The sequence below is a fragment of the Pseudomonas sp. MPFS genome (assembly GCF_022537035.1).
In the GTDB taxonomy this organism is placed as follows: domain Bacteria; phylum Pseudomonadota; class Gammaproteobacteria; order Pseudomonadales; family Pseudomonadaceae; genus Aquipseudomonas; species Aquipseudomonas sessilinigenes.
Genome location: NZ_CP066123.1, coordinates 3,992,622 through 4,013,187, shown reverse-complemented (window position 1 = coordinate 4,013,187; position 20,566 = coordinate 3,992,622). Strand labels below are relative to the sequence as shown.

At 61.3% G+C, this 20,566-nt stretch carries 21 protein-coding genes; 13 read left to right on the top strand and 8 right to left on the bottom strand.

Going from position 1 to position 20,566, the window contains the following annotated elements:
* Window positions 1-60: 60 nt before the first annotated feature.
* From I9018_RS18320 to I9018_RS18300, 5 genes are all read left to right on the top strand, one after another.
* A complete protein-coding gene (locus I9018_RS18320; RefSeq protein ID WP_068580629.1) occupies window positions 61-1,005 on the top strand; it encodes an alpha/beta fold hydrolase in 945 nt (314 codons plus the stop codon).
* A 47-nt stretch (window positions 1,006-1,052) separates the two neighbouring features.
* The gene (locus I9018_RS18315; RefSeq protein ID WP_241107105.1) at window positions 1,053-1,892 is read left to right on the top strand and encodes an SDR family NAD(P)-dependent oxidoreductase; all 840 of its coding nucleotides are present in this window, start codon (window positions 1,053-1,055) and stop codon (window positions 1,890-1,892) included.
* A gap of 99 nt (window positions 1,893-1,991) precedes the next feature.
* A complete protein-coding gene (locus tag I9018_RS18310) occupies window positions 1,992-2,858 on the top strand; it encodes an SDR family NAD(P)-dependent oxidoreductase (protein ID WP_241107104.1) in 867 nt (288 codons plus the stop codon).
* 82 nt (window positions 2,859-2,940) lie between these two features.
* Window positions 2,941-4,047, top strand: a complete 1,107-nt coding sequence (locus I9018_RS18305; RefSeq protein ID WP_241107103.1) for an alpha/beta fold hydrolase — start codon at window positions 2,941-2,943, stop codon at window positions 4,045-4,047.
* A gap of 335 nt (window positions 4,048-4,382) precedes the next feature.
* Window positions 4,383-4,622 (top strand): hypothetical protein, encoded by a 240-nt coding sequence (locus I9018_RS18300; protein WP_241107102.1) that lies wholly within the window; start codon window positions 4,383-4,385, stop codon window positions 4,620-4,622.
* A 121-nt stretch (window positions 4,623-4,743) separates the two neighbouring features.
* On the opposite strand, the gene I9018_RS18295 is transcribed toward I9018_RS18300, so the two are convergent.
* On the bottom strand, window positions 4,744-6,234 hold the full coding sequence (locus I9018_RS18295; RefSeq protein ID WP_241110168.1) for a UbiD family decarboxylase: 1,491 nt from the start codon (window positions 6,232-6,234) through the stop codon (window positions 4,744-4,746).
* 363 nt (window positions 6,235-6,597) lie between these two features.
* Between I9018_RS18295 and I9018_RS18290 the strand changes: the two genes are divergently transcribed.
* Both I9018_RS18290 and I9018_RS18285 read left to right on the top strand, forming a co-directional pair.
* Window positions 6,598-7,542 carry a LysR family transcriptional regulator gene (locus I9018_RS18290; protein WP_241107101.1) on the top strand — a complete coding sequence of 315 codons (945 nt, stop codon included), beginning with the start codon at window positions 6,598-6,600 and terminating at the stop codon, window positions 7,540-7,542.
* 122 nt (window positions 7,543-7,664) lie between these two features.
* On the top strand, window positions 7,665-8,390 hold the full coding sequence (locus tag I9018_RS18285) for an alpha/beta hydrolase (protein ID WP_241107100.1): 726 nt from the start codon (window positions 7,665-7,667) through the stop codon (window positions 8,388-8,390).
* Between the two features lie 51 nt (window positions 8,391-8,441).
* Here the strand turns inward: I9018_RS18285 and I9018_RS18280 are convergent, their stop codons facing one another.
* Window positions 8,442-8,765, bottom strand: coding sequence for a hypothetical protein (locus tag I9018_RS18280; RefSeq protein ID WP_241107099.1), 324 nt, complete (start codon window positions 8,763-8,765; stop codon window positions 8,442-8,444).
* Window positions 8,766-8,966: 201 nt separating this feature from the next.
* Here I9018_RS18280 and I9018_RS18275 point away from each other — a divergent pair, with 201 nt between their 5' ends.
* A complete protein-coding gene (locus I9018_RS18275; protein ID WP_083235709.1) occupies window positions 8,967-9,464 on the top strand; it encodes a hypothetical protein in 498 nt (165 codons plus the stop codon).
* 115 nt (window positions 9,465-9,579) lie between these two features.
* Here I9018_RS18275 and I9018_RS18270 read toward each other — a convergent pair whose 3' ends face one another.
* Window positions 9,580-9,789, bottom strand: a complete 210-nt coding sequence (locus tag I9018_RS18270; protein WP_083235710.1) for a hypothetical protein — start codon at window positions 9,787-9,789, stop codon at window positions 9,580-9,582.
* Window positions 9,790-9,901: 112 nt separating this feature from the next.
* The gene (locus I9018_RS18265) at window positions 9,902-10,186 is read right to left on the bottom strand and encodes a DUF4156 domain-containing protein (RefSeq protein WP_241107098.1); all 285 of its coding nucleotides are present in this window, start codon (window positions 10,184-10,186) and stop codon (window positions 9,902-9,904) included.
* 467 nt (window positions 10,187-10,653) lie between these two features.
* Here I9018_RS18265 and I9018_RS18260 point away from each other — a divergent pair, with 467 nt between their 5' ends.
* From I9018_RS18260 to I9018_RS18245, 4 genes are all read left to right on the top strand, one after another.
* Window positions 10,654-11,667, top strand: coding sequence for a PAS domain-containing protein (locus I9018_RS18260; RefSeq protein WP_241107097.1), 1,014 nt, complete (start codon window positions 10,654-10,656; stop codon window positions 11,665-11,667).
* A gap of 172 nt (window positions 11,668-11,839) precedes the next feature.
* A complete protein-coding gene (locus tag I9018_RS18255; protein WP_241107096.1) occupies window positions 11,840-12,274 on the top strand; it encodes a hypothetical protein in 435 nt (144 codons plus the stop codon).
* A gap of 90 nt (window positions 12,275-12,364) precedes the next feature.
* Window positions 12,365-12,688: a ribonuclease E inhibitor RraB gene (locus I9018_RS18250; protein WP_068580656.1), complete on the top strand. Its 324-nt coding sequence runs from the start codon at window positions 12,365-12,367 to the stop codon at window positions 12,686-12,688.
* Between the two features lie 64 nt (window positions 12,689-12,752).
* Window positions 12,753-13,910 (top strand): NAD(P)/FAD-dependent oxidoreductase, encoded by a 1,158-nt coding sequence (locus I9018_RS18245; RefSeq protein ID WP_241107095.1) that lies wholly within the window; start codon window positions 12,753-12,755, stop codon window positions 13,908-13,910.
* A gap of 34 nt (window positions 13,911-13,944) precedes the next feature.
* On the opposite strand, the gene I9018_RS18240 is transcribed toward I9018_RS18245, so the two are convergent.
* From I9018_RS18240 to I9018_RS18225, 4 genes are all read right to left on the bottom strand, one after another.
* Entirely contained in the window at window positions 13,945-15,114 is a 1,170-nt protein-coding gene (locus I9018_RS18240) for an MFS transporter (protein WP_124347855.1), read from the bottom strand.
* A gap of 420 nt (window positions 15,115-15,534) precedes the next feature.
* On the bottom strand, window positions 15,535-16,404 hold the full coding sequence (locus I9018_RS18235; RefSeq protein WP_241107094.1) for a proline iminopeptidase-family hydrolase: 870 nt from the start codon (window positions 16,402-16,404) through the stop codon (window positions 15,535-15,537).
* A gap of 58 nt (window positions 16,405-16,462) precedes the next feature.
* Window positions 16,463-17,827: an APC family permease gene (locus I9018_RS18230; RefSeq protein ID WP_241107093.1), complete on the bottom strand. Its 1,365-nt coding sequence runs from the start codon at window positions 17,825-17,827 to the stop codon at window positions 16,463-16,465.
* Between the two features lie 190 nt (window positions 17,828-18,017).
* The gene (locus I9018_RS18225) at window positions 18,018-19,034 is read right to left on the bottom strand and encodes an AraC family transcriptional regulator (protein WP_241107092.1); all 1,017 of its coding nucleotides are present in this window, start codon (window positions 19,032-19,034) and stop codon (window positions 18,018-18,020) included.
* A 243-nt stretch (window positions 19,035-19,277) separates the two neighbouring features.
* On the opposite strand from I9018_RS18225, the gene I9018_RS18220 reads away from it, so the two are divergent.
* Entirely contained in the window at window positions 19,278-20,303 is a 1,026-nt protein-coding gene (locus I9018_RS18220; RefSeq protein WP_241107091.1) for a PAS domain-containing protein, read from the top strand.
* Window positions 20,304-20,566: the final 263 nt, after the last annotated feature.

The following is a 20,566-nucleotide window of genomic DNA, read 5'->3' as shown; positions in this document are numbered from 1 at the left end:
CAGGGCCGGCTTACCTTGCCAACAATGCAATCACGCCAGCTATTCCAACGGAAGCGAACCATGAGCGATATCAGTGAATTCCCGGTCTCGACAACGCTGCACTTTTACTCCAATGCCACTCGCTGTGTAGCCGACTTCTATCAGCCGGCAGGTGCCGGGCCGTTTCCTGTGGTGGTGATGGCCCACGGGCTGGGCGGCACCCGGGGAATGCGTATTCCGGCCTTTGCCCAACGCTTCGTGGCGGCCGGGTACGCCTGCCTGGCCTTTGATTACCGCCACTTTGGCGACAGCGATGGCGAACCCCGTCAATTGCTGGACATCAAGCGCCAGCTGGAGGATTGGCATGCAGCGCTTGCCCATGCCCGAAGCCTTGCGCAGGTGGACCCGGAACGTGTGGCGATCTGGGGCACCTCCTTTGGCGGCGGGCACGTACTGACGATCGCCGCCGAGGATCCGCAGGTGGCCGCGGTGATTTCCCAGTGCCCCTTCACCGATGGCCTGGCCTCCAGTCTCGTCACCCAGCCACTGGTGTCTATCAAGCTCACCGCGCTGGCGGTGCTGGACCGCCTCGGCGCGATGCTCGGTGCCAAGCCGGTCATGGCCGCGCTCGCCGGCCAGCCGGGTGAAACGGCGTTCATGACTTCGCCCGATAGCTGGGGCGGGTACCACGGGCTGATCGCACCCGGTGCCAGCAATCGCAACGAAATCGCCGCACGCTTCGCCCTGGACATCATCCGCTACTACCCCGGGCGCCGGACTCCCGGGATTCAAGTGCCCGTGCTGTTCAGCGTTTGCGACCCCGATAGCGTGGCTCCGGCCAAGGCGACCCTGCGACATGCCGGGCGCGCTCCGCATCACGAGATCAAGCGTTATCCCTACGGCCACTTCGCGATCTACGTCGGCAAGCCGTTCGAGGAAGTGGTGGCCGACCAGGTCGACTTCCTCCTGCGCACGGTCCCGGTGGCGCAAAAGCAGAATGAGCCTGAGCGGCGCTCCCGCGGATAACGCGGCCTGTGCACTCCCTGCATCCAAGACTCGCTAGGAAAGCAACCATGACCCACTACGTACTCAGCGATCGCGTCATCGCCATCACCGGCGCCACAGGCGGCCTTGGCAGGGCCGCCGCCGTCGCGCTGCGTGGGAAGGGGGCCAAGCTGGTCCTGTTGGACCTGGACCGCGACAGCCTCAATGCCCTGGCAGTCGAGCTGGGCGGTCCCGACGTTGCTGCTGCGTGGGTGGCCGACGTGCGATCGCTGCAGAGCCTGGAGGCGGCGCTCAAGGACGCGGCAGGGCATTTTGGCGGCATCGATGTGGTGATCGCCGGGGCGGGCATCGGCTCTCCCGAATCGCTGGAGTCCATGGAGCCCGCCGCCTTTGACCGGGTTGTCGATATCAACCTCAGTGGCGTCTGGCGCACCTTTCGTGCCGCTCTGCCGTATGTCAAGGCGCGCCGGGGTTACCTGCTGGCCATCGCCTCGATGGCGGCGTTCGTGCATTCGCCCCTGAACGCGCACTACACCGCCAGCAAGGCCGGAGTCTGGGCCCTGTGCGACAGTATTCGCCTGGAACTCAAGCCCCAGGGCGTCGGGGTGGGGAGCTTCCATCCAACGTTCTTCCAGACGCCGATGATGGAGGCGGTCATCGATCATCCGTGCAGCACCCTGGTATGGAACAACCACCGGGGTATCTGGAAGTTCGTGGGGCTGGACCAGGTGGTTGCCTCTCTCGTCGACTGCATCGAGCGTCGGCGCGACCTGGTCACGGTGCCGAGCAGCAACGGCATGGTGGCCAAAGCATGCGGTCTGCTGCGGCGCTTGATCGAGCGGATCGGCTTCGAGCCAAGCAAGGTGGCTGAGGCGGTACGACTCACGAACACCCGCAAGGCCCCCTGAGCATCGCCGGCCGGCGCTGTCCCGTGGGCCATGAGCTCAATGGCGGCGTAAATAAGGCGGTGCGGCCATTTCCCGACCCAACAACAAGAGACAGACAGCATGAACTACGACCTTCACGGCAAAGTTGTCCTGATCACCGGTGCGGCCGGCGGCATCGGCTCCGCCACCGCCCGGGAGCTGTATGTGCACGGCGCCAACCTGGTGCTGACCGATACCCGGCAGGAGGCGGTGGACCAATTGGCCCAGGAGTTCGATGCCCAACGGGTGCTGGCACTGGAGCTGGACGTGACCGACAGCGCGGCGTCCAGGCAGGTGGTGCACCTGGCCGTGGAACGCTTTGGCCATCTGGACGTGGCCTTCGCCAATGCCGGCATTTCCTGGAAGGGCACGCCGGCGACCTTGCGCACCTGCGATGAGGACGAGTTCCGGCGCATCGTCGAAGTGGACCTGTTCGGCGTGTGGCATACGGTGCGTGCGGCCTTGCCGGAAGTCGTGCGCAACCGCGGGCAGGTCCTGGTCACTTCGTCGACCTACGCCTACCTCAATGGCATGGCCAATGCGCCCTACGCCTTGTCCAAGGCCGCGGTGGAGTCGATGACCCGCTCGCTGCGCGCCGAGCTGGGCAGTACCGGCGCCACTGCCAGCGTGCTTTATCCAGGCTGGGTGAATACGGCCATCGCCAAGGTTGCCTTCGGTGGCAATGCCATCGCCACCAAGATGAACGAAATCGGGGTTCCGCCGTTCTTGAACCAGCCGGTGGGACCGGAAGTGATCGGTCGTGGCGTGGTGCGGGGCTTGCGCAAGCGCCAGCCGCGCATCACCGCGCCTTTTCGCTGGGCGCCCATCTCGGTCATGCGCGGTATCTTCAATGTGTTCACGGATTGGCATGTTGCGCGCGAGCCTCGCCTGCAGCGCTTGCTCCAGCAACTGGAGCAAGAGGCGGTGCGCAATCGGCCCCAGGGCTGAAGCCAGGTATTGACGTGGGTCCGAGTCTTGGCCAGCGTAGCGAGCTGAACCCGTGTTGCACATTTTGATCGAGGGACTCTGGATGTCGATTTGGATCAGCGCCTGTGCCGTGCTGGCTGTAGTGCTGGGTGCGTACTATCTGTTCACGGCCGCACGTAGGCCACAGTTGATCTATCAGCCCAACCCGCAGAACCAGGCGCTGATTGCCCAGGTACCGCGCTTGACCCGACGCTTCTGGGCCACGCCCTGGTTGTTCAACGGCCACCTGCAGCTGCTCGGGCTGGGGTTGAAGAAGGTCCTGGCTGCGCGCCTGAGCTACGACCATGTCGATACCTTGCGCATGGCCGATGGCGGCACCACCGCACTGCATTGGCTTGGCAGCGATTTGCCGGAGCAGGTCCCGACCTTGGTGGTGTTGCATACCATCACCGGCTCGCCACATAGCATGCGTGGCTTCGTCCGTGATCTTCAGCGGCTCACTGGCTGGCGCGTGGTGCTGTGCGAGCGGCGCGGCCACGGCCAGTTGCCGCTGACCAGCCCGCGTTTCAACACCATGGGCGATACCGCCGATCTGCGCGAACAACTGCGGCTGATCGCCGAGCGCTACCCGCAATCGGCGCTTTACGCCGCCGGCATTTCCGCCGGCACCGGCTTGCTGATTCGCTACCTGGGCGAGCAGGGCGCCGATACGCCGCTGCGGGGCGCCTTTGCCTATTGCCCGGGCTACGACATCCGCGTCGCCTTTGGCCGTGCACGTGCGCCCTATACCCGTTTGATGGCCAGGAAACTGGTGCGCCAGTTCGTGTCCCCCAATCGCCAGGCGCTGGCGCACTTGCCCAGCCTGGCAGCCCTGGAGGGGGCGCAGAGCCTGGATGAATTCCACCGGCACCTGTACGAGTGCGCGGGTTATCCCACCCAGCAAGCCTTTCTCGAGGCTTGCAACCCGATGCTGGTGATGGAGACCGTGACCATCCCGCTGCTGGTGCTCAATGCCGAGGATGATCCGGTCTGCGTCCTGGGCAACGTGCGCGATCACCAGAACGCCCTGTCACGCATGCCCAGGACGTTGTTGGCCGTTACCCGGCGAGGCAGCCACTGTGCTTATCTCGCAGGCTTTACGGCGCGTTCATGGGCGCACCACCTGGCGGCCGATTTCCTGCGGGCGGTGCATGGGCAAACCCGCTCCTGATCAGTTTCCGTTCGTTCAACTTTGCAGTAGCGGGCCTGGTGCGGTCTTGTTCCACGGTGGCATGCGGTTCGACCCGGGGGCATTCAGGGCTTGGCAAACTGCTGCGATGTACAGGGCCAGCGTTACCCGGGCTTGCTGGTGATCCTTGACGCCATCAAGCGTGAGATCTGTCTTGCCCGTTGAAGATCTTTGCCGTGCACGACTGGCCTGTCCCGGGTCGTAGTTTGGGCTGGACGTGGGTAGTGGCCGTATGCGGATCAGTACAGCACTTCGCGACGTGGCCAAGGGATTTCGAAGAGCGGTATCTTTGCGCCCTCAACCAGGGGAGGTACAGCGTGTTCGTACATGGAGTCGAGTATAAGTTTTACTGTGCTTCAAGCGTCGTAGAAGGCCATGACGGCCTCGGGTTCGAGTGCTGGGAAGGCGATAGTCGGGTGTTGTTCGAGATCTTTCGCAACGATGAGACGCTGCGCTACGAGGTGACCCTGTTCGAACAGGATATTCCGCTCGAGTTGCTGGAATACGCTGTCCCCATCGCTCGCCAGCAACTGGGGGATTTTGTCGCGAACGCTTGAGGTTTTGTGGTGGTAGCTATGCCATCAGAGCGATCCAGTCCGAGTAGAGAACAAGGCCGTGCTGAGCATCACCGCTGCGCGGCTGCCAGCAGGTTCTTGCACGGCCTGCTGCGTTGCCCTGTCAGCGCTCCTTGAAACCGTAGTCTTGCCACTTCGCCAACACCTGGTTCACGAGCTGTTCAGGGTAGGAGTGCTTGAACGAAGCCGTGGCCGCGCGGATTTTTCCCTGGAACTGCTCGGGAAAGAGGCAGTTGATAATTGCCTTGCCTCCCGTGCCGCGCTGTTTATCGTCAGCGTTCAAGTACGGCACCATGGGAAATGCACGGACCTCTGGCAGCGAGTAATGATCGGATCCTGGGTGGTGCCGGGTGGCGAGGGCCCAAACCACCTCATCGATATGGGTGATATCGAGGTCATTGCCCACCAGGATCAGCTTGGGAATCAGGTAGCCGGCATGTGAACCGAAGACGACGTCTGCAACCCTGTGCACGAACTCCTCGGCAGTGGTGTTCAGGCTCGCCAGCTTCACCGGGTCGACCGCCAGCACTGCCCAGCAAGTCGCGGCCTCGTACGAGCACCAGGCCATGTCGATCGGCAGGCCCGCCTCCTGGCAGGTGTCGAGCAGCTGCGCCGAGATCATGGTGCCCCAGATCGTATGATTCTCCTCAGGTGGCAGGCCCGCCACGCAGATCGGCAGAATGGGGTTGTTGCGAAAGGTCACCGCATGGACATGGAAGACAGGCTGAACATTGCCCTGATGATGCTGGTAACCGTGATATTCGCCCATCGGTCCTTCCATGGCCTGTTCGCTGAGGCTGATTTCTCCTTCCAGGACGATTTCGGCATTGGCGGGAACCAAAAGGCCGTTGGTCTCGGTCCTCACCACCGGCAGGCCTTGCCCTAGCAGGGCGCCGATGTAGCCCGGCTCGCTGACGCCAGTCGGCAGTGGCATGCCCGCCACCGCGACGGCCGCCGGCGGGGCGCCGAGCACCATCGCCCAGGGCGTTGGCTTGCCCAGGTCCGTCCACATCTTTCTCACCTGGCCAATGTGCTGGGTCGGCATCGCCGGGCCCACCAGCGAGTTGCGGCCATTGAGCATCATGCGGCCGATGCCCCAGCTGTCCCAGGTCCCGTCGGGCGATTGCACGACATGGAAACCGTAGGTCGCGAAGTAGCGGCCACCATCGGCCTCATGCAGCAGAGGGACGGGAAACTGATTGAGGTCGACTTGCGCGCCGATCCATTTGTTCTCCTTGACCGGCCCGGTGTCTACGACAACCGGATCGATCGGGCGAGCCTTGACCGCAGAGCGAATTTTCTCCACCAGTTCCGGGGCGGTCGTCGTCTCCGGCAGGCCGAAGTGCAAGGCGAGACGCGAGTAGGCCAGCCGCCTGTTGCGCAGCAGGCCTGCGGGCGCTCCCAGGAGGCGAGCGCCTGGCATCGCTCCGGTGAGGTTGTGGAACAGTGGGGCAGGGAGGCGTTCCTCATACACGCGGCGGATGATCGCGGCGGCCTCCAGTATCGGGTCGACGACCGTCTCGACATCCACCAGATCGTTGCGCTGACGCAGTGTTTCGATGAACGTGCGCAAATCCAGGGCGCTTTCAATCAAACTCATGTTTTCGACTCCTTGCTTGCTATGGCGGGATGAGGGGCCAGGCCGTCTCGACACTGGCGTGCGGCTCGATCGCTCCGTCCTGTGGAAGGGGGCTGACCCAAGGGACGTCGAACGCAAGGTCCCAGAAGTATCCGGGGGCAACCATCCAGGAGGCGCGTGAGCAGTGATGTCGGCAGCCCGGTTCTATACTGGGCTTCTTATGCCTGGCAGCAGCTTGCGTATCGGTGCTGGCCGAGCACGAACAAGATCGCCGACACCTTGCTCATCGTCAGCCATACCCAGGTGGTTGGCGCCAGGGGTGGTGGCTCGAATACGACGTAGCGCATTTCAAATGATCGACTAAGAGGCTAGTACAGCATGCCGCCCCTGGACTTGACGCGTTTCGATCTCAACCTCCTGGTGGTGCTTGAGGCGCTCTGGATCGAAAGGCACGTTGGTCGCGCCGCGGCACGATTGCATTTGTCCCAGTCCGCAACGAGCCACGCCTTGTCGAGGTTGCGGATCGCGTTCGCTGATCAGCTTTTCATTCGCAATCCCCGTGGAATAGCACCGACACCCTTGGCCGTGGAGGTCATGCCGCGAGTGGCCGAGGTGCTCGAATCCGTCAGGCTCATCGCCAGTCCGCGAGGCTCGTTCGACCCGAGCCGCCTCCAGGCGAAACTCTGGGTGGCGGCTACCGATCACGCGATCTTGACCGTCATTGCCCCTGTGCTGGCCAAGATCCAGGCCGCCGCGCCGGACCTGGTGCTGGGGCTCAGGCCGGCTGATGTCGAGTCGGCGTTGCGCATGCTCGATTCCGGCGAACTCGATATCGTGCTGGGGGCCGGTTCTTTTGCCCAGATCCCCCAGCGCTTCGATTGCCAGCGTGTCCATCAGGAACGTTTTATCGGTATCGCCCGCAAGGGACACCCGGCGCTGGTCCAGCGCGGCAAGAAGTGGCACATGGGCCTGGATGACTTTGTGCGCTTGCCCCATATCCTGGTTTCGCCGCGCGGCGATACCCGGGGCGTAGTGGACGCCGCACTGGAGAGTCTTGGCCGTGCCCGCAAGGTGGGCGTCGCCTGTCCCAGCTTCCTGGCCGTGCCGTTCATGGTCGGCGCTTCGCAATCGATCGCGGTTGTCGCCGAGCGGGTCGCATTGCGCATGCAAGAGACTGCGCAATTGGCTGTGTTCGAGCTGCCCCTGGCGTTGCCATCCTGGGAGGTATGGGTTATTCGAGCCCAGGGACGGGTCACCGAACCGGCCATTGAGTGGCTTACCAACCTGCTGTTGTGCGACGAGTCATCAGGTGGCCCGCTGTGACTGACAGTATCCCGGGACCATGAATCTGGTGCATCGACAGGCTGTGCAAATGCCATTGGATCGATGATCCAGGTACTCCTAGAGTGCGGGCGTCACTTCTTCATACCCGCCAGGAGTTCCTCATGAAAGCGACGCCAACCTTGGTCATGATCCCTTGTTTCGCAGGAGCCCCGTGGCAACTGAACGCGTTGACCCATCTGCAGGGGCGCAACATGCGCACTTTGCGCCTGCCCGATGACGTACATGACCTGGAAACGCTGGCCGATTTTTTGGCCGATCAGGTGAGGGACCTGCAGAGTTACGTGCTGGTTGGCGATTCCTACGGGGCGGTGGCTTCGCTCGCATTCGCCACACGCCAGCCAAGAGGGCTTGCAGGCCTGGTCCTTTCGGGTGGTTTTGCCAAGAACCCGATCACCTCGCCCTTGCTCAAGGCGCTGGCGGCACTGGCGCCAGTCTTTCCCGGGCCCTTCTACCGCCAGGCGACCTTGCGCATCCATGCCGCGCAGCTGGCTTCATCGTTTGACAATGAGGGGGAGATTCCCTGGTCAGTCGCCAAGAGCCGTGCCTTCTTCGTCGAGAAGACGCCCCACAGGGCCTACGTCAACCGCATGCGTTCGATTGAGCGGGCGGACTATACGGGGCTGCTGGCGAGAATCGACGTCCCCACACTGATCCTGACCCCGGAGGAGGACAAGTTGATCGGTGAGTTGGCGGCGAAGGTGCTCCTTGCAGGCATAAGGGGCTCGCAGGAGGTGGTCATGCCGCGTACGGGCCACATGTTCAGGTTCTCCCACCCTGGCGCCTACTCTCTGGAAATAAGCAAGTTCTTGGAGCGGGCAGCGCTTTAAGCGCGGGCGCTATGCCCAGGCTCTATGTATAGGCTCCATGCCAATGAAGGTTCATGGGCAATGAAACTGTGCGTAGGCCTCGGCCTCGATTTCACCCGTATCTGAAATCAACTCTCCAGCTTCATCCCGAAGTTGATACTCGTACTGTTCTCCACCAATGGATGCAGCTCCATCAAGGCCCAGCAGCAAGGTGTAGAACACATCGGTCAGGGCCGTATCGACCGCTTTCCACAGTTTTTGCGATTGCTCGGCGTCCAGTTCAAGGGCTTTGAATTGCTCGGCGGCCCGTCCCGGTCCTTGGCGCAGGTTGTCGAGCGCCAAGGTCTTCTCTGCCTTCCAAAGCGCTACAAATTCTTGCGCATTCATAGTGTCCATTCTGCTCTCGAGGTTCGGCCCGACAGTATGAAAGTGTTGAGGTCGGTGGGCAATTTCCGGGCACTGGTGCGGGACCTGTGAGGGCGATCGTGCACAGGGGGCTTGTCGGGTATAGGGTGGTGGCATTTTGGTATTGCTTGAGTACAATCGCCCGCGGTCGATTTCCGGCCATGCCAATGATGGCGCAATGGAGTTGTATTGATGACGTTTCGGAAGATGGCAGGAGCAGTGGCGTGTGCTGTGGCGATGGGGCTCCAGGGGTGTGCCAGTATCGTCGGTGAGTCGAGTTATCCAGTCGCTGTTTCAAGCACACCGCCGGGCGCTGCATTTGAAATCGTCAATAAGAACGGGGTCGTGGTGCATTCTGGAAATACCCCCGGCACCGTGACCCTGGAATCTTCCCGGGGATATTTCTCAGGCCAGACCTACACGCTGCATTTCAAGAAAGATGGGTACGCTGACAAGACTGTCACGCTGGACTCCAGCCTCAGTGGTTGGTACTGGGGAAACATCCTGGTGGGTGGGTTGATCGGCATGCTGATCGTGGACCCGTTGACTGGAGCCATGTACAAGTTGCCGGAACAGGCATCCGCCGACTTGGGCGCTCCTCTGGCAGGCTCTTCCAGCGGCACGCTGAAGGTGGGGCTGATAGATGACCTGACACCAGCCCAGCGTGAACGTTTGGTTCTGATCAACTGATCTTTGTTACCGCTGTCACAGCACGCCGGTCACTGTTTTTTCACGACAGGCCGGCCCGCTCGGCGAGTCTTGCCAGGCAAGCGTGACACTGAGCATGAGTTTCATTGGCGCTCGGTCAATGGAGAGTGGCGGCCCTGCGGCTTTCTCCAATCCTGATGCGATCAAGGGCTCGGTTCAGGGCATCCAGGGCATTGATGAGTGCCTGTGCCTCGGGCTCCCGACCTTCTCCCCAGAGGCGTTCAGCCATTTTGTTAAGGGCCAGGATGGACCGTTCGATGTCCGCAGCGGTTGCGGCGGGTGCACCTGTGGGCTGGTTCTTGGGCATTTGCTGAGCTCTCTCAAGGCCTATGGCGCGACCCGGTTGATCGGCTGCTGGCTGCTTGATGAAGTGGAAGGGCAGTCTACCAGGCCCTACCGCTACTGATAGGCCGCCCCCCTTACGGGTGGCATTGCAAGGCCGCCGCCTGGATGCTGGAGTCGTCCGCAACATCGACGACCGCCACGCTATCTCCCCCTAGTTCGGCTGATTTATTGAAGGCCATGTTCAATGCGTCTGCATTGGAGGAGCCTTTTACCGTGAACGGCTTGAGCACTTTGCACGCCTGGGCAGAGGCGGCCGTGACCAGGCTCACTTGCCTGCCGGCTTCCGTCAGTTGCGTCGTACACCCACAGATCAAGGTGAGGGGGACGAAGAGCAGCAGAGCGGCACGCAGATGACCCATGGTGAAAACCCCTATCGACTTGGCTATCGGTTTATTTCGGCAGGTGATCTTAAGCGATCATTCGTTGCGTAAATAAGCGGAAAATGTGCAGGCCGGCGATAGGCGGCAATCTTTCCTGGGCGGGTGGCAATCCCCGGGGACTTCCCGATCATTGAGTGGTGCCGCTGGGCTGGCGTTGAGGGCGAGCACTGCGCGAGTCCGGGCAGGTGAGTATTCCATGGCCGCATGGGCTCTTTGGCGGGCCTGGACAGTAGCTTGGATAGAACCACCGTTTGTGCCGAATGACTCCCGGCAATAGTGCGGCGCGCGAGTTGCTTTATTGCCGGAGTTGGCTGAGTCGAGCAGTTTCGTTTCTATGGTTTTACTTTGGGGCAGGCGGAGTGGTTGCCGTTGGGCGGCTTTCATATTGCTACTACTGGATTTCTTTTAGTCTTTGGCGAGTTTTCGGCCTTTGGGTAGTTGGATGTATGAGAGAGGACGATAACGAAGTTCGCGTTCGCCGGGATGGCGAGCCGCCCGTGTTCGACCTGCAGCGCGCGATGTTGGATGCCACTCCCGATTGCATCAAGGTCCTGGCGCCAGATGGCACCCTCTTGGCCATGAATGCATCCGGATGCGTGGCACTGGATATCGCACCGTCGAAGGTCAAGGGTTCGGCCTGGGTGCCCCTGCTTCCCCTTTCGATTCATTCGGCGGCCTATGACGCACTGGCGTTGGCCGCGACGGGGCTGAGTGCACGCTTTGCCGGGTACAGCGATGCCTGTGGGAAGGTCATCTACTGGGACAATTTGCTGACCCCGACCATCGATCCTGCTGGGCGTGTGCATACCATCGTCTGCGTTTCACGCGATGTCACCGAGCAGGTCCTGTTGCAAAGGGAGCTGGATCAGTCGCTGGCCAGGGAGCAGTTGCTGTCGGGGGAAATGGTGCACCGCATCAAGAACCTCTTCACCGTGGCGGCGGCGGTGATCCTGATGGCTGACAGGGAGGCGAGGGCGTCCGGCACAACCGAGCCGTTGGCCAAGATCGCGGCAGGCAAGCTCCGGGCGCTGTCCAGGGCCTACTCCACGGTCCTGGCGGCGGACGATGTGGCCCATGTGGAAATGGAGGCGTTCATGGTGTCGGTGCTGCACCCCTTTGGCGCCCAGTGCCGCTTCAGTGGCACGAAGAATCTTGTACCCGGGCCATTGGCCAACGTGCTGGCGCTTCTGCTCCATGAACTGGCCACCAACTCCGTGAAGCATGGTGCGCTCAGCGTTGCTGAAGGCGAGGTCGAGCTTCGCTGGTCCGTCAACGATGGCTGGCTGGCGATCCGTTGGCTGGAGAGCGGCGGGCCTGTCATCGCCGAGCCGCCAGCCCGGTATGGCTATGGTTCGGGACTGATCGACCAACTGGCCGGTAGCGTCGGTGGGACGCTCCAGCGCGATTGGTGTCGCCGTGGCTTGCAAGTCGAACTGCGGGTGCCGTTTCCAGCAGGGTAGTGGCTTGATTGCGCCTCGGGCTGATGCCTGAAACAGGTCTTGAAGCTGGAGCCGGGCCGGCCATTGGTTTCATAATGCGCGGCTTCGCCAGGGCAGGCGCTTGCCCAGTGGGCGATGCCGCTGCGTGCTCCTGGTGATGTTTGCGAGTAGGACCTCGACCGATAGGTAAATCATGAGTCATCGAAAGATCTTGCTGGAAAGAGTCGAAGCGCTGGACACACTGGATGAAGATCATTTCCCCATCGTTACCCTGGATGAATACTTTCTGGGCAACGACCAGGAGCAGTCCATCGCACCCAACCAATGGGGCTTTGGGCGCCCGTCGATCCGGGAAATCCATGCCCGGTTCAAGTGCATAGAACAACGGCCCGACGTGCAAGGCGTCTATGTAGGCCTGCATCAGGACTGGTGCGAAGCGCTGGAGTGCGACGACTGGCCAGCGGCAGAAAACATCCATGTCTACTCATCGGCACCGCAAGCTGTCGCCGATCAGTGGATCGAGGGCCTGGAGTCCGATGGCATTATCGTCGGCTGGCCTTATGGCAAGCACGCCGGTGCGCCAGAACCACAGGACGGCTACCAGGTATATACCGTCTACTGGGATTGAATCGGCCCATCGCCAGGCTCGCCCCAAGTGACATTTCCGGTCGGCCGAAAGCCGCCTGGAAGACCATTGAATCAGTATCTAAGGAATGGAATGAATACCAGCCAGGCGTCGATTGATGCTGCTTATACAGATATGCAAAACAACGGTTGGGACACGTCGGAACCGCTGAAGTGGGGGTTCTTTTTCTTCGGCAAGAACGAGGATGATCTCAAGGGCGTCTATAGCGAACTCATCGAGAGTGACTACCTCGTCGAGAGCGTTCATGAGAATGACGACGGCAACCTGACGCTATGCGTCAGCAAGGTCGAGTCATTGCCCGCGGACAAGCTTTTTCGCAGGTGCATGGCCTTCAATGAATTGGCCGAGGCCTATGGGACCTTCTTCGACGGCTGGGATGTCGAGAGAGTCGAGTAGTCGTGGCACAACGCACCGGCGATACCGCCGGTGCCGTTGAGAGTCCCGGAAGGAGGGGCTGTCGATGAACAAGGCAACAAGAGGGACCGACAGGGCGATTGCGATCATCGGTGCGGGACTTGGCGGCTTGACCCTGGCCCGGGTCCTGCACCGGCAGGGAGTGGTTGCCACGGTGTATGAGGCCGAGTCTTCGGCCATGGCCCGCTCCCAGGGCGGGCTGCTGGATATTCACCAGCACAATGGACAGCCGGCGTTGAAGGCCGCCGGTTTGCACGAGGAGTTCTTGCGCCTTGTTCGCCCTGGCGAAGACGCCAAACGGATCTGCGACAGCACGGGCAAGGTCCTCCTGGACCGCCCCTCCACAGGGGCAAGCAGCAGGCCGGAAGTGGATCGGGGCGAGCTTCGCCAGATGCTGCTCGACTCGCTCCCCGAAGGCTGCGTTCGCTGGAACCACAAGCTGGCCCAGGCGATACCGATGGGTAATGGGCGCCATCAACTGGTGTTTGCCGATGGTTCTTCGAGCCAGGCCGACCTGCTGGTTGGCGCCGATGGCGCCTGGTCGAAGGTACGCCCGTTACTTACCGCGACAAGACCGCAGTACACCGGCATTTCATTTGTAGAGACGTTTCTTTTCGACGCCGACGCTCGTCATGCTGCCAGTGCCCAGTTGATCGGGCAGGGCACCTTGATGGCCACGATGCCGGGCAAGGGAATCTTTGCCCATCGCCATCGCGATGGAACGCTCCAGGCCTATGTGGCGTTGAAAGTGCCGGAGAACTGGTTCCAGAACCTCGATCTTTCCCGGCCGGCAACGGCCTTGCCGCGGCTTGCCCGGGAGTTCGAAGGATGGTCGCCGGCGCTCACGGCACTGATCGACGACTGCGAGAGCACGCCAGTCCTGCGCCCGATCCACGAGTTGCCCATCGCTCACTGTTGGGCGCGCGTACCAGGGGTGACGTTGCTGGGTGATGCGGCGCACCTCATGTCGCCCTTTGCCGGGGAAGGCGCGAACCTGGCCATGTACGACGGGGCGGAACTCGCCAGGGCGATCTGTGAGTCGGGTGATGATCTGGAAGCGGCATTGCTTGCCTATGAGCAGGAGCTGTTCGCTCGCAGCTCTGACGCGGCCACGCAAACCGGGAACAACCTCGAGGTGTTCTTCAATGAGCAAGCTCCCCATGGCCTGGTGGAGCTGTTCGGCAACTTGTCGCCAGCAAGGTAAGCGCCTGGTTCTCCGGTAGAGAACCGGGCGGGCTTCACTGGACTGTCGCCGACCGGCGCAGCGCCAGTAGCGCAACGAACAGCGCCCCGGCTACCCCCACCGAAATCATCAGGCCATGTGGACTGATATAGGACACCGTGGCGCCGGTGATGATCGGCCCCAGCACGCTGCCCAAGGTATAGAACATCGCGATGGCGGTCATGGCCGTGGAGACCTGATGTTCGTCTACTCGATGCCCCGCCTCGATCACCGCCAACGTGTTCATGCCCCCGATGGCCCCGCCCCAGAAGAACACGATGAATGTGGCCAGCCATGGAAAGGGTTGGCTGAAGGGAATGGCCACCGTGCCCAACAGCAGGACCAGGCAGCAGATCAGTTGCCCGGCCTTGCAGGAGGTGCGGTCGGCCACCCAGCCAATCGGCAGTTGCAGGACCGTGCCGCCCACCCCGAACACCGAGATCAATAGCGTCGCGGCGGTCAGGGCATACCCCGCCCAGAGGCTGTAGCCGGCCAGGAACGACACCGACGAGGTTTCGGCAAATCCGGCAATGAAGGCTCCGCACAGGGCCACTGGAATCACGCCGAACAGCTTCGCATGGCGTTTCTGCGTCGGGGTCTGCGGCTGCGTATCGTGCTCCTTCAAGGTCAGGGCCAGGCCCCCGGAGATCAACACGATGGTGGCGCAGGCGTAGTAAGGCACGACGCTGCCGACCCCGAACACCACCAGCAGTAGCGGGCCCACCGCGATACCCAGGCCCATGAGGGTTTCATGCACGCCGATCGCTCGGCCACGTTCGTTCCTGGACGCGACCGAGACGATCCAGGTATCGCAGGCGATCCAGCGCAGGATCAAGCCGATGCCCAGGATGAAGTTCAAGGCAAAGATCAGCACCAGGTTGCTGGTCAGGGTCATGCCGATCAGCGCGGCAATGGTCAGTGCTGCACTGAGGATATTGGCCCTGACCAGTCCCAGCTGCCCCAGCAGTCGTGGAACGACTTTGTATAGCAGCAGGATCGCGATCCAGGAGGCGCTGACAATCACCCCGATCTTGGCCGGCTCAACGTTTTGTTGTTCCAGTGACAGCGACAGCAAGGGCGTGATGGTGCCGATCTGCACGACCTGCGAAAGCACCGAAAGCGTGTTGATCTTGGTCAGGGCGAACCAGCGCTGCTTGTCGGTGTACTCGATACCAGGGTTTTCCATAAGAGGTGCCGGCCTAAAGCGTTCAGAAAGTCAGGGGAGCCTGCCTGAGTACGACTCGGCCCTCGAAGCGTCGATCCATATGACCCGGCAATTCTTACAATGAAACATTTTCATACGCAACGGGCGCTATTAAATATCCATATAGCGGGATCGCTACCTGTTTGTGGATGTTACCAGCGGCATAGATGAGGACGCTGCATGAAGTTCAGTGCTAGCAACCAGGTTGCTGGAAGCAGGGCTATAACGATTTTGCAACGCTAGTGTGGTGGGATGTTCGTCGATTGAGTGGGCCGTTCGGTCGCCGCATGCCGTGCTTGTTTCGCCCCTTGCCTTGAGTTCGGATGTCGCTGTGGTGCCGATTATCGCGGGCAGCGGGACGGCCTTGTACCGACCCGCAATCGCCTGTTTTCGACTCAACCTTCAAGCCAGCGCGTCGTAGCGCGCGAGGGTTTCACCGAGCCAGCCAAAGAACAGCTCCGGCTGTTCGATATGGGCCAGGTGGGAGGCCTCCGGCACTACATGCTCGTCACCATTGTCCAGGTAGCGGACATAGCGCCGTATGGCGGCGGGGCTGCATTCGTCGTGTTCGCCAACGATAAAATGGGTGGGGCACTTGATCCGTCGCAGGGCATCGCGCAGGTCCAGTTCGCAGAGGGTGCCATCGCCAAAGAAGTCCGCGATTCCCCACATGTGGCGAAACAGCGTGCTGTTGTACAAGCGATCAGATTCCTTGATGAACGGCGGCTCCTCGTCGAGCCTGAGCATGTGCCTGCGGTTGAACACTTGCAGCGCCTCTTCGAATTGCGGATGCCCTGGATCGCCTGCCAACAGGACCTCGCGCCACGGGCTGGGGAGTTTTTGCAGGTGGGCCCGGTTGTCGGCATTCCAGTCCGCGGCGCTGATCAACGGCCCGGCGAGGACCAGGCTGGCCAGCCGAGGGTCCTGGCAACTGGCATAGGCCGCTGCAATCGAGCCGCCCCAGGAACTGCCGAGCAAGTGGAATCGGGTGAGCCCGTGGAATTCGACGACCGCGGCCAATTCATCGCAAGCGCGCTCCAGTGTCCAATGGGCAGCATCGTTAGGACGGGCTGAATAGCCGCTGTCGAGTTGGTCGTAGTAGATCAGGGAACGCTCCTTGAGGTGTTCGCTGAAGTTCGACAGGTACAAGTGATTGGAGCCGGGACCGCCATGCACGACGACCAGGGGCAGGCCAGATGATTCGCCGTGCCTGATGGCGGTCCATATCTGCCCTCCGGGGGCCGCAATGCGATGTTGTTGGTCGAAATGCATGATGTGCCTTTGTGCTTACGACGATTGGAAGAGGGCACCCCTGGCGCCCGGGAAAGAATCATGCCGATAGGTCGATACTGGCGAGCCGGCCTTTGCGTTGGAGCACCCATGCCAGCACCAGGCCGATACACAACCATGCACTGCCGAGCCACTTGGCATGCTCGTTCATGCTGGCCAGGGCCGCGACCAGGATCACGATACCGGCCAGGGGCGAGATCACGTGCTTGAACCAGTGGCGCTCGGGATGCTTACGAAAGCGATAGAACAGGCTGATGTGCAGGGTGATGTAGGCGAACAGCGCGCCGAAGGTGACCAGGGTCACCAGCAACTCCACTTCGTTGGCGGCCAACAGGCCGACGACGGTGGAAACCAGGGCGACAGACAGCAGCGCCGCTATTGGGTTGCCTCGTCGATCCAGGCGTGCCAGGCATGAAGGAAACCTGCCGTCGCGGGCCATGCTGAAGATCAATCGGGACGTCGTCATCTGCGACACAATGGTATTGGCCACCCCTGCAACGGTCCCGGCCGCAACCACCAGGATGGGTTGGAACCAGCTGCCGACGATCGTCGCGCTCAGGGTGTAGAACGCAGTCTCGGCTTGGTCCGTGCTGTATTGGGTACCCTTCGGCACAAAGACATTGGCCAGGTATACCTGGGCGAAGAACAGCAGCGAAACCAGGAGCAGGAGCATGAGCGTGGCCCTGGAGACGGTATGTCCACCGCCGGTGGCTTCCTCGTTGAGCGCGGAGATGGCGTCGAAGCCCACGAAGCTCAGGGCGGCGACCGGGATCGCTGAGAGAATCGCCATCAGTTGCAAGTGTTGGCTGTCCCAGATCGGTGCCAGCAACGAGACCAGATGGTTGTGCTGGACAATGCCCCAGAGCGAATAGGCGAAGAACACGGCCAGGACGGCCAACTGCACCAACAGGAAAACCTTGTTGACCCTGATGGTCAGTTTGAGGCCGATGATATTGAGCAGTGCTGGCAGCCAGATGAACAACAGGATCCAGAATGAGCGCGAGCTCTGTGGAAACTGCAGGACCATGCCGATGGCGGTGAGAATGGACAGCAATGCCGGCAGCAGGAAGTAGTCCAGCAGGATCAGCCAGCCGGTGACGAAGCCGGTGAAGGCGTTGGTGCACAGGCTGACATAACGGTACACCGAACCGCTCACGTTAACGCTCCTGGCCATTTCGCTGTAGCTGATCGCACTGAAGGTCATGGCCAGTGCGGCCACGGCATAAACCAGTGCGGCCATGCCCGCGGACATGTCGTAGACGATGCCGAACACCGCCGTTGGTGCCAGGGGGCAGAAGTACAGCAGCCCATACACCAGGACATCGGAGAAAGAGAGTCGGCGAGGTAGTCGTGGTTCGGCGGCTGCCGATTGTGCGCAGGGATCTGCAGTGGAGGTGGTTCGCATTCGAAGTGCTCCTCTGAGCGCCGCGGCGTGGCCGTTGGCTTGCCGGGGCGGCCGTATTATTAGAATTGGCGGGCCATGAAGCGGGCTCCAGTATCGGATGCTGGACAGCGCTTGAGGTGATGAAACTGGCCAGCTTTTTGTCTTTTCCGGCCAAGCCATCGTTTTGACCCAGAAGCTGGCGGTAGCGGGCTCAGCTTCGTAGCGATCGGCGAAAACGCCCGGGGGATACACCGGCCCATTTGTGATAGGCATGGACGAAGGAGGACGGGTCGGCAAAACCCAATTGCTGGCTGATGGCGTCCAGCGACAGGTGAGTACTGCTGAGCAGCCGATTGGCCAGCTGGTGGCGGGCCATGCTCTGCAGGCGCTTGAAGGTTACCGTGCGTTCGGCCAGCCGTCGGCGCAGGGTCCGTTCGGAGATATTCAAGGCCTGGGCCACGGCTTTCAGATCGCTGTAGCGCTGGATGTCCGATTTGAGCAAGGTGCTCACTTCATGGGCTATTGCGCTACCGGCGCTGGTCTCCAGCTCTCGTTCTCGTGCTTGGGTCAGCTTCAGCATGGCCAGGTGGCTGATCGGATCCGCTAGCGGCAACCGTTGGTTCAGTAGGGCCTTGGGGAGCTTGAGGGAATCCGAGTGGCTGGAGAACTGGATGTCGCCGCCGAACAGTTGGCGATAGGGGGCCAGATCGCTGGGGGGCGGACGTTTGAAATGAGCGCTGAATGGCTCCTGGGGAGATTGCAGGCAGTCGCGGATGACGCGCAAGGTCGCGCTGAGAAAGACGTCGGTGGAGAAACTGTAGCCCTCGAAAAAACCATGGCAATCGCGGCCCACGAAATGCTGGTCGTTGCCGTAGTGCAGCAGGTGCGGGGCGAACTGGCTGGCCAACTGGATGGGGAACTGCAAGGCGCAGTTCAGGGCCTCGCCCAGGGTAGGCGCCGCCAGCAGGGTGTAGCCGAGCAGACCCAGTGTCGAGATCGGCATGGAGCTGCCAATGAGCAGGCCCAGATGCTGTTCGGGAATGGCCCGGCGAGCGTTGTCGAATACCACCAACTCCTGCTCCATGGTGATGGTCGCATCGGGGTCGGTCAGGGAATCGGGCAGGCGGCCTGCACCTCCCAGGATGATTTCATCCGGTACGCCCCGTGCCTGGGTAATGGCGAGTGTCGCTAGCACTCCATGCAGCGATACGGGGCGAACTTCATACATTGAAACACTCCAGTCATACCGAGCGCTTGCAGGAAACCCCAGGTGATGGTCACCGTCGCCCATCATGCGCGCCAGGTGACGGAACCGCCAGCCCATGGCCCGCAGGAGCCAAGGGCATGGAAGGACCGTCGTCGATGAGACCGGCATGTTTTTACACGCCTGGTCTTGTGGGGAGGCGAATGATTGTCGTCCTCATTGGGTTGTCTTATCGTTGGCTGTCTCGGCCTTTAGGTAGTTGAAATCATGCACAAGGACGATAACCAGGGCGGGGCTTCCACCAGGCCTGAGGGGGATGACCAGCCCGCTGTTTTCAATGCGCAACGGGCCATGCTCGACGCCACTTCCGACTGCATAAAAGTCCTGAGTCCGGACGGTCTCCTCCTGGCCATGAACGAGGCGGGATGTGTCGCCTTGGGGATTGCACCCGCCCAGGTCCGGGGCGTGCCCTGGATACCCTTGCTGCCGGCTTCGGTCCAGGCCGCTGCCTGTGAAGCCCTGGCCTTGGCCCTCACCGGCGTCACCGCTCGTTTCGCCGGTCACAGTGAGGCCTCGGGGCAGGTTGTCCATTGGGACAACCTGATGACGCCGGTTGTCGGTCCCTCAGGCCAGGTCTTCTCGGTCGTGTGCGTGTCGCGGGATGTCTCCGAGCTGGTGCTGCTACAGCACAAACTGGACCGGCTGTTGCTCAGGGAGCAGTTGTTGTCGGGAGAGATGCTGCATCGGATCAAGAATCTGTTCACCGTGTCGGCGGCGGTCATGATGATGGCTGATCGTGAGGCCCGTGCCTCTGGGAAAGCCGATCAGTTGGCGATGATCGCCGAAGGCAAGCTGAAGGCATTGTCCAGGGTCTACGACAAGGTGCTGGCAACGGACGATCTGTCCAGTGTGCAGATGCGGTCTTTGGTCAAAGCAGTGCTTCTGCCCTTTGGCAATCAATGCCGGTTCAGTGGTGCCAGGCATGTGATTCCAGAAGCGCTGGCCAATCTGCTGGCGCTGGTCCTCCACGAGTTGGCGACCAACTCGGTGAAGCATGGTTCGCTCAGTGTTCCTCAAGGGCAAGTCCACATCAGTTGGAAGACGGCCGAAGGACGGCTGGCACTCAAGTGGCTGGAAAGTGCCGGCCCCAGGATTATCGCACCGCCGGACAGGTGTGGTTATGGCACTCAGATGATCGATCAGCTTGCCAGTACTGTTGGTGGGATCGTCGATCGCCGATGGCATGCCCACGGCTTGCATGTAGAACTGCAGGTACCACTGGACGGAGCATAGGCACCGCCGGTCCGGCTTTGACACCGGTGCTGTTTCGGCAACCCTCCCGCCACGCCTTTAAGCCCGTCTCCCTTGCGTCGAGCCGCTTTATCATCGATGTGCATCGTTTTTTGACCCGAAAACACTGCATGTAGTGTTTTTGTTTCTTTTTTAGTCTACATATTGTGTTGACGCACCATCCTGCCCTCTATATCTTGTGCCCCGCTTTCGTCGCATGCACTACATATTGTGTTTTATTGTTTTATTTTAACTATATGTAGTGT